Source organism: Bordetella genomosp. 8 (assembly GCF_002119685.1).
GTDB lineage: Bacteria > Pseudomonadota > Gammaproteobacteria > Burkholderiales > Burkholderiaceae_B > Bordetella_C.
This window is the reverse complement of the sequence record NZ_CP021108.1, coordinates 4655281-4669218: the sequence shown is the minus strand read 5'-3', so window position 1 is coordinate 4669218 and position 13938 is coordinate 4655281. Positions and strand designations below refer to the sequence as shown.

Below are 13938 nucleotides of genomic sequence, written 5' to 3'. Positions count from 1 at the left end.
GTCGCGGTTCTCGTCTTCATGCCTTGCCTATGCTTCGCAATTCATGCCCCAATGACATGGCGTCCAGCTGCGCGACCGGCAGCGCCAGAAAAAGCTCGATCCTGCGCTTCAGCGTCAATGCCGCGGTGTGGAAGGCTTTTCGTTGCGCGTCGTCGCCCTCCACGGCGGCAGGATCGGGCACGCCCCAATGCGCCGACATCGGCCTGCCGGGCCACAAGGGGCAGACCTCTCCCGCGGCGTTGTCGCACACCGTGAAGATGAAATCCAGGCGCGGTGCATCCGGGCGAGCGAATTCATCCCAGCTCTTGCTGCGATAGCCGCTGGCGGGCATGCCCAGGCGTTCCAGCGTCGCCAGCGCCAGGGGATGGACCTGGCCCCTGGGGTGGCTGCCAGCCGAATAGGCGGTGAAGCGATCCCCGCCCAATCCATTGAGCAGGCCTTCGGCGAGGATGGAGCGGGCGGAATTTCCAGTGCAGACAAACAGCGCGTTATAGGTGGCGGTCATGGGGCGGGCTCGGTGGACTGTGGATGACGTTGCGGCATGGATGCCGCATGGCGCGCCTCAACAGGCGGCGCAGGCAGCCCCACTGGCGTCAACGTCGCACGCCACGCCTTGGCAGCAATGCTCGGTCAGGTAGCCCAGCAGGTCGTTCATATGCAAGTAATTGGCGCGGTATATCAGGTTGCGGCCCTGCTGTTCGACGCTGGTCAGCCCGGCGTGCGCAAGCTCTTTCAAGTGAAATGACAGGGCATTGCGCGCCACCCCCAACCGATCGGCCATGACGCTGGGCGTCAGCCCTTCCGGGCCTGCCACGACCAACAGGCGGAACACCTGCAGGCGTTGCGCATGGGCCAAGGCGGCGAGGGCGCATACGGCCTTGTCTTCAGTCATAACTTCAGGCATAACTATTCAATAATTCAATTATTCTTGAATCATAAGGGCGCCTGCCCGCCCGTGGCAAGTCTTTCGGCACCCCCGGCTACAATCGGCCGCACCCCGCCCCATTGCCCGACGGACAATATCTCTTGGCGCTCCAACTATCCAATCTCCCCAACCTCGGGGCCCCGCCGAATTCTTCCGACATCATCGCCAAGCATCTGCGCGAAGCGATCACCAGTGGCACGTTGGACGAAGGGGAACCGATACGACAGGACGACGTCGCCAAGCTGTTCAACGTCAGCAAGATCCCCGTCCGGGAGGCGCTCAAGCGCCTGGAAGCCGAGGGCCTGGTGGAATTCCAGCGCCATCGCGGCGCCGTGGTGACCAGCATGTCCGAACCCGAGATCGCCGAGATCTTCATGGTTCGGGCGATCCTGGAATCCAACGCCATCAAGCTGTCGATCCCGCACATGACGGAGCAGACGTTCGAGCGGGCGGAGCAGTTGTGCGACCAGTTCGCGAACGAACTCGACGTTGCGCGGTGGGCCGAGCTCAACTGGGAGTTTCATTCCTGCCTGTACACCGATGCGGCGTCTCCCTTCCTGTTGAGCCTGATTCGATCGGTGAACGACAGGATCGAACGCTATCTACGCCTGCAACTCACGCTGTCGGGCGGCAAGGGCCTCGCGGACCATGAGCATCGCGAAATTTTGCAGGCATGCCGCAACCGGAACGCCGAGTTGGCCTCCGAACTGATCAAGGCGCATATCCAGCAGGCCGCGCAGTCGCTGCTTGGCAGCCTGCCCAAGCGCAGTCCCGCTGCGTAATTTCGCCTGAGCGCATGCAACGCCAGGCCACCCCCTCGGGTAATTCCCAGCCCCGATTTTCTTGACGCTGCACCCACCCGCTGAGTAGAGTCTATAAATCGTATACGTATACGATATCTAAAAATACGACAAGGCGGATCATGAATAAGCTGTTTCGGAGCGTCGCCGCGGCGCTATTGGCGCTGGCCGCGGCGTCCGCGGTCGCCCAGGAAATGCGTATTGGCCTGCAAGAAGACCCGGATGTGCTGGACCCCCACCGTGGGCGTACCTTCGTCGGCCGGATCGTTCTTGCCTCCCTGTGCGACAAGCTCGTCGATATCGACCCGCAATTGCACATCGTCCCGCAGCTGGCCACGTCGTGGAGCTGGAGCGCCGACAACACGGTGCTGACCATGAAGCTGCGCACCGACGTGCTGTTCCATGACGAAACGAAGTTCGATGCCGCGGCCGCCAAGGCCAACCTGGACCGCGAGCGCACCATCAAGGAAAGCTACCGCAAGGGGGAGGTGATATCGATCGACAAGGTCGAAGCCCCCGATCCGCAAACGCTGGTGATCAGGCTGAAGTATCCCGACGCCACCTTGCTCACCCAGCTCGGCGACCGGGCGGGCATGATGATGTCGCCCGCCAGCTTCGATCCTCAGGACGAAGAAAAGGTAGGGCGCAAGCCCATATGTTCCGGCCCGTTCAAGTTCGTCGAACGCGTGCAGAACGATCGCGTGGTGCTGGAGCGCTTCGACAAGTACTACGACGCGAAGGACTACCACTTCAAGCGCGTCGTGTATCTGCCGATTCCAGATACCACGGTGAGGCTGCAGAACCTGCGCGCGGGCAGCCTGGACATGCTGGAGCGCCTCAGCCCATCCGACGCCGCCGACGTGCAGAAAGACAGCCATCTGCGCTTCGCCAATATCGCCGGCCTGGGATTCCAGGAGCTCTACTTCAATATCAATAACGGCGACCGCGCCAAGACGAATCCGTTCGTCGATCCTCGCGTCAGGAAAGCGCTGGATCTGGCGATAGACCGCGACGCGATCAACCAGGTTGTCGGCGGCGGAATCTTCGAGCCGGCCAGCCAGCCGTTCCCGCCTGCCAGCCCGTATCACAGCGCCAAATTTCCCGTCGAGAAACGCGACGTCGCGAAGGCCAAGGCATTGCTGAAAGAAGCCGGCAAGACCTCCGTGAAGGCTGAACTGCTGTTCGGCAACAATACGACGGCGGCCGCCATGGCCGAGATGATCCAGGCCATGGCGCGCGAGGCCGGCATCGAATTGAGCCTGCGCCCCACAGACTATGCGGCCATGCTGCATCAGATGCGCGCGGGCAATTTCGAAGTGGGCATGCGCAACTGGTCGGGACGCTCGGATCCGGATGGCAATGTCTTTGCGTTCATCTCATGCAAGGGGCAGGTGAACGATGGCGAATACTGCAACCCGGAAGTCGACAAGCTGCTGCACGACGCGCGCCAGACCACCGACGAGGCGAAGCGCAAGGACATGTATGAGCAGATCCAGGCCATCACGCACAAGGACGTGGTCGACATATTCCTGTACTACCCGCCGTCGCCGTTTGCGCTGCAACGCAAAGTCCAGGGCTTCGTTCCCCATCCGGACGGCCTTATCCATTTGAAAGGCGTTTCGTTCGCGCAGCAATGACGTGTTGGCGACAGCCCGCCGGCGGACAATCGTCTCAATTTGCCAACTGACAATCGAGCAATCTTGAACACTCTCATGATCGTAAAAGGCCTGCGGCTGTGCGCGGGGCTTGGTTTTCTTATCCTGGCCGGCTGCACCAAGGTCGATGTGCCCGGAACCGCGCCGAATGCGTCCAGCCCGGCCGAAAGAACCTCGGTAGCCGAATCCTCCCTGAAGGCAGTGTTGCAACGCGGTGTTCTGCGTGTGGGTTCGTGCCTGTCATCGGCGCCATTCGGCTTCTACGACCAGAGCGGAGCGGCCGATGGCTACGACGTCGACCTCGCGAAGGAGTTGGCCAAGCGGATGGGCGTGAAGCTGGAAGTCATCAACATCAAGGGCGCGGACCGCATACTGAATATCCAGACCGGGAAAGTCGATGTGGTGATCTGCAACTTCACGCGCAATCTGGAGCGTGCCAAGGAAGTCGCCTTCACCGACCCCTATGTCGTCGCGGGCCAATCCTTGATCGTCAGAAAGGATAGCGGCATCAAGTCCTTGCAAGACATGCGCAGCCACAGCATCGCTACCGTGAAAGGTTCAACCAATGGCGATGAGGTGCGTTCCCTGAACATGGGGATGAAGATCCAGGAGTACGACAATTCGCTGGGCGCGATCCTGGCGGTCAAGCAAGGGCAGGCCGATGCGATGCTCGAAGATACCAATTTCCTGGTGTATCAGGCGAAGTTGAATCCGGAGCTGATCGTCACCGACGAAGCGCCCGTGCCGCTGCAATACAACGGTTTCGGGCTCCGGCAGGGCGACCAGGTATGGCTCAACTATCTGAACGAGTTCCTGTTCGAAATCAGCCAGTCGAAGGTGAACGCGAAACTGTATGAAAAGTGGTTTGGCGTTCCTCCCCGCTTCGCACTGAATCCGCAGTACTGATTTCCCAGGGTCGTCATACGGGAAGCCAACGATGAGTTACCAGTGGATAGCGCTCGCGAGCTACGCGGGCGAGTTCTATGCCGCGATTCTGCTGACCTTGCAGGTCACCGTCCTGGCTTTTGGGCTGGGTGTGGGTTTTGGCCTGTTGGCGGCCGCCGCCGCCGGCTCCCGGTCCAGGCTGCTCGCGTCGATCGCCGCCGGCTATATAGAGCTGATGCGCAACACACCCATGCTGCTGCAGATCTTCATCGTGTTTTTTGGCTTGCCGTCGCTGGGCGTAAAGCTCGACGCATACACGGCAGGCGTAATTGCCCTGGGCTTGAATGCGGGAGGGTTCCTGGCCGAGATATTCCGGGCCGGCATGGCGTCCGTGCCGCGTGGGCAGTTGGAGGCTGCTTCGATTCTCGGCCTGGGGCGCGCGCAGGTTTTTCTGCATGTCGTGCTGCCCCAGGCTGCCCGCGCCGTCTATCCCGCCATCGTCAACAACCTGATCCATGTGCTGCTGGGTACGTCCTTGTTATCGGCGATAGCCTTGCCGGAGTTGACTGGAGTGGCCAGCGTAATCAACTCCCGAACACTGCTCTATGTGCAAACCTTCGCAATGACACTGCTCGGATACCTCATCATGAGCAACGCGATATCGCTCGCGGCTGCCTATATCGGCACCAAGGTATTTCAACCGCCGGTCGTGACGCCGCGGTCATCGCGACTCCTGGAGAGGATAGCTTGAATCTCCAGATTCTGACCGCCAGCCTGCCGGTCCTGCTGCATGGCTTCATGATTACGCTGCTTCTGGCGCTTGCTTCCGGTGTCGGCGGCACGCTGCTCGGACTGCTCGCCGCGCTGCTGCGTACTTTCGGGCCCTGGGGCACTTCTGTCGCCGCCAGGATCTATGTAGAGCTGTTCCGCGGCAGCCCGGCACTGATCACCCTGATGCTCATCTATTTTGGCGTGTCTTACTTCGGCTACGCCATCGACCTTTTCGCCGCGGGGGTGATCGGGTTGAGTATCTACGAGGGCGCCTCTATAGCGGAGGTGTTCCGCGCTGGAATAGAAGCCGTGCCGAAAGGCCAATGGGAAGCGTCGCAGATATTGGGCTTGAGCCGGCTCCAGACATTCTTCTCCGTGATCCTGCCGCAGACCGGCAAGATTGTTTTGCCCCCGCTGGTCGGGCAATACATCGGCCTGATCAAGAATACCTCCATCGTGAGCATGATCGGCATGGGTGAATTGATGCACCAGGGGCAGGCGATTGTCGACCGGATCGGCCGCCCCGCCGGGATTTACGCCATGGTGGCCGTGATCTACTTTGCCGTGTGCTATCCACTGTCGCGCTGGGTGCGCCGCCACGATTCCAGAAGGAGCGTGCTGTCATGAGCACCGCTGAGTCGATGATTGAGCTCCGCGGTGTGAGCAAGTCCTTCGGCGCTACCCAGGTCTTGAAATCCATCGACCTGCATGTCCATACCGGTGAGGTGCTGGTACTGATAGGCGCGTCGGGCTCCGGAAAGAGTACCGTGTTGCGCATCATGAGCGGCCTGGAACGGGCGGATGCCGGCCAGGTCTGGGTCAACTCGATACCCATGCATGAGTCCCGGCGCGCCGCGGAAATCCGCGGCCAGGTAGGTATGGTGTTTCAGCAGTTCAACCTGTTCCCGCACAAAACCGCCTTGGGAAACGTCACGCTGGCATTGATAAAGGTCCGGAAGATGCGGCCGGATGAGGCGCGCACGAGAGCCATGGACGTACTTTCGCGCGTGGGCCTGGCGGACCGTGCGTTGCATTATCCAAGCCAACTGTCGGGCGGGCAGCAACAAAGAGTGGCGATAGCACGAGCGCTCGCGATGGAGCCGGGCATCATGTTCTTCGATGAAGCGACATCCGCGCTGGATCCCGAACTGGTGGGCGAGGTTACCGAGGTGATGCGAGCGCTAGCCCGGGATGGGATGACGATGGTGGTCGTCACTCACGAAATGGGATTTGCCCGCAAGACCGCGGACCGCGTTGTGTTCATGGACCGCGGATTGATTGTGGAGCAGGGCGTTCCTGAGCAGATCTTTACGCATCCGCAAAACGCCCGTACGCAGCAGTTCCTGCATCGCGTACTCGATCACTGATCCAGCAGCGGGCTCCCGACGCGCACGTGCGGGCAAGCCTGTTCGTACGCATGCCCCAACTGGAGCACCGCCATGTCGCCCAGGGGCGGGCCGATCAATTGCAGGCCCATCGGCAGGCCGGTGGCGGAAAATCCAGCAGGGACATTCAAGGCAGGCACGCCGGCCATGGAGACCGGAATGACGACCTCCATCCAGCGGTGGTAGGTGTCCATGGTCCTGCCATCGATGCTGTGCGGCCAATCGCTGGCGATGTCGAACGGAAAGACCTGCGCCGTGGGCAGGACCAGGAAATCATAGGTATCGAACAGGCGGGTGAATTGCTGGAACCAGGCGCTGCGCGCGACCGTGGCATCGTAGACGTCGGCAGCCGACAATGCCCGGCCGGATTCGACCTCCCATATCATCTCGGGCTTGAGCAAATCACGATGCGCGGCGTGATCGTAATCCTGGCGGCGCTCACCGGCGATCTGGTAGCTGCGCAGCGTCGTCCATGCCTTCCACAGCCTGTCCATTGCAAAATCGACGCGTGCCGCCTCCACGGAGCAGCCGATGTCGCGCAAGGTGCCCAGCGCACGTTCGCACAGGTCCAGGACGCCGGGCTCGGTAGCCAGATAGCCATCGAAATCGCCCAGCCAGCCTATGCGCAGTCCTTGGCAGTCGCGGTGCAGGGGTTGGGTGAATACGCTCGGGTCCTGTCGTATGGAGAACGGCGCCCTGGGGTCCGCGCCCGCCTGGATCGAAAGCAGCATGGACAGCTCCGCAACCGATCGCGCCATCGGGCCGCTAGTGCTCAACTGGTCGAAAAAGACGTCATCGGCGGGCGCGCCGGGAACACGCCCGAAGGACGGCCGCATGCCGAACACATTGTTGTAGCCCGCCGGATTGCGCAGGGATCCCATCATGTCGCCACCGTCGGCCACCGGCAGCATATGCGTGGCGAGCGCAACCGCGGCGCCGCCACTGCTTCCGCCCGCGCAGCGCGACGGGTCGTAGGCATTGCCCGTGGCGCCGTAAACCGCGTTGTACGTATGCGAGCCCAATCCGAATTCCGGCGCGTTCGTGCGCCCGATGAAGATGGATCCCGCCGCGCGCATGCGGCTGATGGCAAGGCCGTCGACCTGCGTCACGGCATCGCGGTAGATGCGCGAGCCACGCGTCGACACCATGCCCGCGACCGACGCGGTGTCTTTAGGGGCCTGGGGAAATCCGTGCATCCAGCCACGGCTGCGGCCTTTTGCGAGCTCGGCATCCGCGTCCGCCGCGACTCGCAACGCCTGTTCGGCGTCCATCCTTCCCACGATCGCATTGACGCGCGGGTTGATGCGATCGATCTGCGACAGGTAGGCCGCCATCACCTCGATGCAGGATACGGCGCGCCGGTGTATGGCGGCGGACAGCTCGATGGCCGACAGGTCGACGATTTCATTGCCAGGACGCTTGTCGCCGGTCGGCTTGCTCATTCTGATCCTCAGTTTCGGGGTAGGTCAGGCCGCCAGTAGAGCGTGGGCCATCTTTGCATTGTGTCAAAATATTATACGATATACGTTTAGCCGAGACGAGAAACCAGCGATGCGTTATGAACGGGCGGTCAGCACAGTCGAAACCCATACCGGCGGCGAGCCGTTCCGCATCGTCACCAGCGGCTTGCCGCGCTTTCCAGGCCGCTCGATCGTCGAGCGCAGGGCCTGGATCAAGGAAAACCTGGACGACGTGCGTACGGCCCTGATATTCGAGCCGCGCGGTCATGCCGATATGTACGCTGGTTACCTCACGGACCCCGTGTCACCCGAGGCGGACTTCGGCGTGATATTCGTCCACAACGAAGGCTATAGCGACCATTGCGGCCATGGCGTGATCGCCCTGGCGACCGCCGCCGTGGAGCTGGGGTGGGTCGTGCGCACCGAGCCGGAGACCCGGGTCGGGATCGACGCGCCCTGCGGTTTCATCGAGGCCTACGTCCAATGGGATGGAGAGCAGGCCGGCGACGTCCGCTTCCTCAACGTGCCGTCATTCCTGGTGATGCGCGACGTCTCGGTCGACACGGCCAGCTTCGGTCGGGTCACCGGCGATATCGCGTTCGGTGGCGCGTTCTACTTTTATACCGACGGCGCTGCCCACGGGCTCGCCATCAATGAGTCGCGCATCGAGCAACTGATACGTTTCGGCGCCGAGGTGAAAATCGCGGCCAACCAGGCATACCCGGTCGCGCACCCGCACATCCCAGAGCTGAACCACATCTACGGCACCATCATCAGTGGCGCGCCGCGCCACCCCGGGTCCACCCAGGCGAATTGCTGCATCTTCGCCGATCGGCAGGTGGATCGCTCGCCCACCGGTTCGGGCACGGCCGGACGTATTGCGCAGCTGGTGGCGCGCGGAGACCTGGGCCTGGGCGTGTCCATGGTCAACGAGTCCGTGATCGGCACGATCATGCGTGGCCGTGCGCTGACCGCCGCCAAGGTCGGCGACTATGACGCCGTGGTGCCGGAAATATCGGGACGCGCCAGCATCCACGGATTCGCCAACTGGGTGCTGGACCCGCGTGATCCCCTGAAAAACGGCTTTCTCGCGCGATAGGTCAGCGCGGTCCCGCCAGCAGCCCCGCGTAACGCGCGGGGATTTCGATTTCCAGCGCCAGCAGCAGGTAGGACAGCGTCTTGCCGTGCGTATCCAGGTTCAGCGCGTCGTTCACGCCGCCATCGAGCACGCCGTCGAGTACGAAATTCATCGCATGCAGGCGCGGCAGCAGATAGCGTTGCACTGCGGTGGGCTTGCGATGCGCGAAATGCGTCCGCACCCGTTCCGGTGTTACCTGTGCGACCAGCGGCTCGTAGAACGCCGGATCCCACGCGATCAGGCTGATGTTCGAACGGTCGCCCTTGTCCCCCGTCCGTGCATGCGCCACGCGGTACAGCGGCACGACCAGCCGATCGCCGGTCACGATGTTCGCATCATTCATCGCCACTCACCATTTCGAAGCGTGCCGGCACGACGTCGCGTGGCAGCAGGCAGGACACCGTATTCAATCTGGGCGTCAGTGCGGTTCGCACGCCACCGCCGCCAGCCGGCCCGCAACAATAGAGGGCGGTCACTTCGCGCGTCAGCCGTTGCGCATCCGCCAAGGTCGCCCCATGAGCCGCAACGCGCAGGCGTATGTCTTCGCTCGAACCTGGCCCGGTCTCGGCGAGCAGCGCGCCGCCATCGTCGCCGAACACGCTCAGGCGGCCTATCAGGTCCACGCGTATCCGAAGCTCGGGCAGGCGCTTGCGCAGTACGTCGGCGGCGAGCCGCGCTCGCGCCTCCGCGCGCGGGCCCGCGTAGGAGATTTCTCCCTCAGCCAGCCAGCCGCCTTCCAGGCAGACATTGACCTTGTAATCGGCCGGCCTGGGATGGCCCTTTACGCCCCGCAGCCGTACCCGGTCCTTGCCGACCACGCTGATTTCCGCCCCGCTGATGTCGGCGACCACGTCCGGCGTCAGGTAGCCCGCGGGATCGTGGACTTCATACAGCAGTTGTTCCTTGACGGTATGCTCGTCGACGTAGCCGCCCGTATCATCCGCCTTGCCGATGATGCAGTCGCCGTCCGCGTCGATCTCCGCGATCGGGAAGCCGACGTTTTCCAGGCCGGGAACATCTTTGTATCCGGGGTCGGCGTAATACCCACCGCTGACCTGCGAGCCGCATTCCAACAGATGCCCGGCCATGGTCGCCTTGCCAAGCTTGTCCCACTCGTCGGGCCGCCAGCCGAAATACGACATGGCCGGCCCCACCGTCAGCGATGGGTCCGCGACGCGGCCGCACACCACCACCTGCGCGCCGGCGTCCAGCGCCGCGCGGATCTGTTCGGCCCCCAGATAGGCATTCGCGCTTGCCACCCGGCCAGCGTCGTAGCTTGGCCCCAGCCGTTCGGCCAGCCGCGCGGCATGCCGGGCATCCGACACGTCGTCGCCCAGGACCACCGCGATGCGTGGTGTCGGCAGCTCCAGCTCGGCCGCGATGCGCGCGATATGGCGTGCCGCCCCGCGCGGATTGGCCGCGCCAAAGTTGCTGACGATGCGTATGCCGTACCGTAGGCAACGCGCCAGCACCGGCCGCAGCATGTCATCCAGCAGCGGCTCGTAGCCCGCTTCGGGGTCCGCGCGCTTGCGCAACTGGGCCAGCGCCAGCGTGCGCTCCGCCAGCGTCTCGAAAATCAGGAACGCACGTCCCTCGGCGGGGCGTCCACCCAGCCTTGCGATAAGGGTATCGACAACGGGCCCGGCGGCATCCGTGCGGTCGCCGGAAAAGCCGGCCGCGCAGCCAACCAATAGGGGCGAAGGATCTGGCATCACGACGTTCTCAAGCTGGTCTCCGGACCAGTATAGGAACCCGTCTACAATAAGCAAAATTGAAATTATGGATCGATTGATCTGCGATTCGTATTAATAATATGCGCACACCCGACCTGTCTTCCCGCCAGTTGCGGGCCTTCCTGATGCTGGCGGACCTGTGCCATTTCACCAAGGCGGCGCAGGCTTGCCACCTGTCCCAGCCAGCCTTCAGCGCGCTGATCCGTGCCCTGGAAGACTCCATGGGCGCGCGCCTGTTCGACCGGAGCACCCGCCGGGTGACGTTGACGCCGGAAGGCCAGGCATTCGAACCGCTGGCGCGCCAGCTGTTGGCGGACATCGGCAACGCCATGGCGCACGTGTCCGACCGCGTCCAGCTGCGCAGCGGGCGCGTCCACATCGCGGCGCTGCCCTCGCTGGCCGCCGGTTGGCTGCCTTCCATCCTGAGCGAGTTTCACGCGCGGCATCCCAACGTCGAGCTGCAGCTGTCGGACGTGCTGTCCGACCCCTGCATAGAGCTGGTGCGGGGCGGCCAGGCCGACTTCGCCCTGGCGTCGCGCGGCACACGCCCGACCGATCCCGGGGAACTGCATGCGCAGGCCCTGTGCAGCGACACCTTCCACCTGGTGTGCCGCGAAGACCATCCGTTGGCGAAAGAGCCGCGATTGACTTTGAAGAAGCTGGTGCCCTGGCCCTTCATCCACCTGGTGCGCAACAGCAGCGTGCGCCAGAGCATCGAAGCCGTCCTGTATCCGCAGACATTGAAGACGCTGATGGAGGTCGAGCAACTTGCCACGGTGACCGGCATGATAGAAGCGGGCCTGGGCGTCAGTGTCGTGCCGTCGCTTACGCTGTACCAGTTCAGGAAACCCGGGTTGGTCATCCGCCCGATTACCGTGCCCGGGCTGGAACGGCAGATTTACATCGTCCGCAAGCAGGAAAGCCCGTTGTCGATCGCCGCGGAGGCCCTATACGATCTGGTCGTGGCACGCCTGGGCAAGGTAGGCCAGGGCTACGGCGGCGAGGCGCAGCCGCGCTGAAGCGATTGGCCCCGATGCCGGGCACATCAGGGCCGGTGAGTCCGATGAGCAATATGCCGTCGCGGCTACTCCAGTTTGATATCCAATTCCTTGATCAAGGCGCTGTAGCGCTTTTCTTCCTCTTCCATCATCTTCTGCGCCTGCGACGACGGGTCCCCGACGATTTCGGAGCCGGCTTCCCGTAGCCGGGCGCTTACTTCCTCGGTATGCAGGGCGTCGACGACGTCCTTGTTCAGGCGAGCGACGATCTCAGGCGGAGTGTGCTTCGGCGCCAGCAGCGCGGACCAGGACTCCGCATCGAAGGACGGATAACCCGATTCCGCTATAGTCGGGACTTCGGGGAATTGGCGCAGGCGCTGCTTTCCAGCCGCGGCGATCAGGCGGATTTTGTCGCTGAGGATATGCGGACGGACAGCCGGCAATGTGTCGAAGGTGATCGCGACCTGTCCGGAGATCAGATCCAGTTGGGCAGGCGTGCTGCCTTTGTATGGAGCGTGTATCATCCGCAGCCCCGCGATCGCGCAAAACCACTGACCGAAGATGTGCGTATTGCTGCCGTTGCCCGACGACGCAAAGGCGTATCGACCCGGACTCGCCTTGATCAGTTCGACCAGTTCGTTCAGATTGCGGGCTGGCAGCGTCGCCGATGACACGAGCACCACCGGCGTGCGCGTCGTCTGCGTAATGGCAATGAAATCGCCGACGGGATCATAGGGAAGCTTGGGGTACAGGGTGCGGCTGAACGCGTGCGAACTTGCCACCGCGGCCAGCGTATAGCCGTCGGCGGCAGATTTCGCGACGAATCCGATGCCTATCGCGCCATTGGCACCTGCCCGGTTTTCGACGATCACCGGCTGGCCGAGCCGGGGGCCGAGTTGTTCGGCGAGCACGCGCGCGGTGATGTCCGACGCGCCACCTGGCGGGTAGGGAACGATCACTCGAACAGGTTTGTTCGGATAGCCGCTCTGCGCCATGGCACCGGGCACGCGCATCAGCGCCAGGGCGGCCCCGCCCGCGAGGATCACGCGGCGTCGATCGAGCATCGTCAAATTCTTATCGGCGGTCTTCATATCGGTGTATCTACCTAGTTGTTCTCGCATAGCGAGGTTCCCCTGGGATGGATGCAGCTTCATTGCATACCCCGCTGCCATCGTCGCGTGCCGACGCTATATTGTCCAATCAAAATATTGGCACTAGCATGCGCGAAAGTTATGATGAAAATCCTATGGAACGACCCATCAACTTCCGTCAGCTGGAAGCCTTCCGCGCGGTGATGCAGTACGGGAGCATGACCCGCGCAGGGCAGGCCCTGGCGGTTTCCCAGCCCGCGGTCACGCGCCTGATCAAGGACCTGGAATACGAGCTGGGACTGGAGCTGTTCAGGCGCAATGGCGCGCAGATCGTGCCTACGGCGGAAGGCGGACAGCTCTATCGCGAGGTCGAGCGGCACTTCGCGGGCGCCTACCGTATTCGGGAGGCCGCCAGGGCCATCAAGGACGCCCGGGCTGGCTACCTGCACGTGGGTGCGATGAGCAACCTGTCGCAAAGCGTGGTGCCGGTCGCTCTCGGCATCTTTGCGGAGCGTCACCCGGGCGTGGTCGTGGCCGTCCATCCCGAGCAGTCCATCGGGCTCATAGAGGCGATCGCGCATCGGCAGCTGGATGTCGCCTACGCCATGGTTCCGGAAGACCGCGGGGATATCGACCATGAGCTGTTCCCGGTCAGCCATGCGGTATGCGCGATGCCGCGCGGCCATGCCCTCGCGTCCAGGAAAACCATTGCGGTGCGCGACCTGCAGGGGCAGGATTTCATCTCGTTGGGAGCCAGGAGTGTCCTGCGGGCGCAGATCAACGCCGCCTTGCAGAAGTCGGATGTCCGCCCGAAGCTCCGGCTCGAAACGATGCATTCGCATACGGTCGCCGACTATGTGCGCCAGGGTGTGGGCCTGGCGATCATCGACCCCTTCGCGGCGATGGAGCCGGCCAGCCGGGACATCGTGGTCCGGCCGTTCACACCGAAAATCTCGCTGCAATTCTCGGCCGTCTATCGCGAAGGGGAAGGGCGCAGCCCGTTTGCCCTGGCGCTTACGGAAATCATGCGCGAAGTCGTGGATCGCCTGCTGGGCGACTTGCAGGGCAGGTTGCGCGAGAAATGACGGTGCGGGCTT

General features: G+C 63.0%; 15 protein-coding genes. 9 read left to right on the top strand and 6 right to left on the bottom strand.

The annotated features are described in order from the left end of the window. Nucleotides 1-16 precede the first annotated feature (16 nt). Complete coding sequence (locus CAL12_RS21175; RefSeq protein WP_086066422.1) at nt 17-505, bottom strand: arsenate reductase ArsC; 489 nt, start codon at nt 503-505, stop codon at nt 17-19. A gap of 57 nt (nt 506-562) precedes the next feature. Beyond that, on the bottom strand, nt 563-892 hold the full coding sequence (locus tag CAL12_RS21170; RefSeq protein WP_086066421.1) for an ArsR/SmtB family transcription factor: 330 nt from the start codon (nt 890-892) through the stop codon (nt 563-565). A gap of 134 nt (nt 893-1026) precedes the next feature. Between CAL12_RS21170 and CAL12_RS21165 the strand changes: the two genes are divergently transcribed. The 6 genes from CAL12_RS21165 (at nt 1027) to CAL12_RS21140 (ending at nt 6403) form a co-directional block, all read left to right on the top strand. Next, nucleotides 1027-1707 (top strand): GntR family transcriptional regulator, encoded by a 681-nt coding sequence (locus tag CAL12_RS21165; protein ID WP_086066420.1) that lies wholly within the window; start codon nt 1027-1029, stop codon nt 1705-1707. A 140-nt stretch (nt 1708-1847) separates the two neighbouring features. After that, a complete protein-coding gene (locus CAL12_RS21160; RefSeq protein WP_086066419.1) occupies nt 1848-3362 on the top strand; it encodes an ABC transporter substrate-binding protein in 1515 nt (504 codons plus the stop codon). Between the two features lie 75 nt (nt 3363-3437). Next, on the top strand, nt 3438-4286 hold the full coding sequence (locus CAL12_RS21155) for a transporter substrate-binding domain-containing protein (protein WP_086066418.1): 849 nt from the start codon (nt 3438-3440) through the stop codon (nt 4284-4286). A gap of 31 nt (nt 4287-4317) precedes the next feature. Continuing rightward, complete coding sequence (locus tag CAL12_RS21150) at nt 4318-5016, top strand: amino acid ABC transporter permease (protein WP_086066417.1); 699 nt, start codon at nt 4318-4320, stop codon at nt 5014-5016. Then, on the top strand, nt 5013-5663 hold the full coding sequence (locus CAL12_RS21145; protein WP_086066416.1) for an amino acid ABC transporter permease: 651 nt from the start codon (nt 5013-5015) through the stop codon (nt 5661-5663). The genes CAL12_RS21150 and CAL12_RS21145 overlap by 4 nt, the downstream gene beginning before the upstream one ends. After that, nucleotides 5660-6403 carry an amino acid ABC transporter ATP-binding protein gene (locus tag CAL12_RS21140; protein WP_086066415.1) on the top strand — a complete coding sequence of 248 codons (744 nt, stop codon included), beginning with the start codon at nt 5660-5662 and terminating at the stop codon, nt 6401-6403. Before CAL12_RS21145 ends, CAL12_RS21140 begins: the two co-directional genes overlap by 4 nt. On the opposite strand, the gene CAL12_RS21135 is transcribed toward CAL12_RS21140, so the two are convergent. After that, on the bottom strand, nt 6397-7863 hold the full coding sequence (locus CAL12_RS21135; RefSeq protein WP_086066414.1) for an amidase: 1467 nt from the start codon (nt 7861-7863) through the stop codon (nt 6397-6399). The genes CAL12_RS21140 and CAL12_RS21135 overlap by 7 nt on opposite strands. 109 nt (nt 7864-7972) lie before the next feature. On the opposite strand from CAL12_RS21135, the gene lhpH reads away from it, so the two are divergent. After that, complete coding sequence (gene lhpH, locus CAL12_RS21130) at nt 7973-8980, top strand: trans-3-hydroxy-L-proline dehydratase (RefSeq protein ID WP_086066413.1); 1008 nt, start codon at nt 7973-7975, stop codon at nt 8978-8980. A 1-nt stretch (nt 8981) separates the two neighbouring features. On the opposite strand, the gene CAL12_RS21125 is transcribed toward lhpH, so the two are convergent. Beyond that, nucleotides 8982-9362: an AtuA-related protein gene (locus tag CAL12_RS21125; RefSeq protein WP_198298287.1), complete on the bottom strand. Its 381-nt coding sequence runs from the start codon at nt 9360-9362 to the stop codon at nt 8982-8984. Next, nucleotides 9355-10731 (bottom strand): acyclic terpene utilization AtuA family protein, encoded by a 1377-nt coding sequence (locus CAL12_RS21120; protein ID WP_086066412.1) that lies wholly within the window; start codon nt 10729-10731, stop codon nt 9355-9357. The genes CAL12_RS21125 and CAL12_RS21120 overlap by 8 nt, the downstream gene beginning before the upstream one ends. Nucleotides 10732-10832: 101 nt before the next feature. On the opposite strand from CAL12_RS21120, the gene CAL12_RS21115 reads away from it, so the two are divergent. Further along, on the top strand, nt 10833-11771 hold the full coding sequence (locus CAL12_RS21115; protein WP_086066411.1) for a LysR family transcriptional regulator: 939 nt from the start codon (nt 10833-10835) through the stop codon (nt 11769-11771). A gap of 65 nt (nt 11772-11836) precedes the next feature. Here CAL12_RS21115 and CAL12_RS21110 read toward each other — a convergent pair whose 3' ends face one another. Then, the gene (locus tag CAL12_RS21110) at nt 11837-12904 is read right to left on the bottom strand and encodes a Bug family tripartite tricarboxylate transporter substrate binding protein (protein ID WP_198298286.1); all 1068 of its coding nucleotides are present in this window, start codon (nt 12902-12904) and stop codon (nt 11837-11839) included. A gap of 92 nt (nt 12905-12996) precedes the next feature. On the opposite strand from CAL12_RS21110, the gene CAL12_RS21105 reads away from it, so the two are divergent. Continuing rightward, nucleotides 12997-13926: a LysR family transcriptional regulator gene (locus CAL12_RS21105; protein WP_198298285.1), complete on the top strand. Its 930-nt coding sequence runs from the start codon at nt 12997-12999 to the stop codon at nt 13924-13926. The last annotated feature ends 12 nt before the right edge of the window (nt 13927-13938 follow it).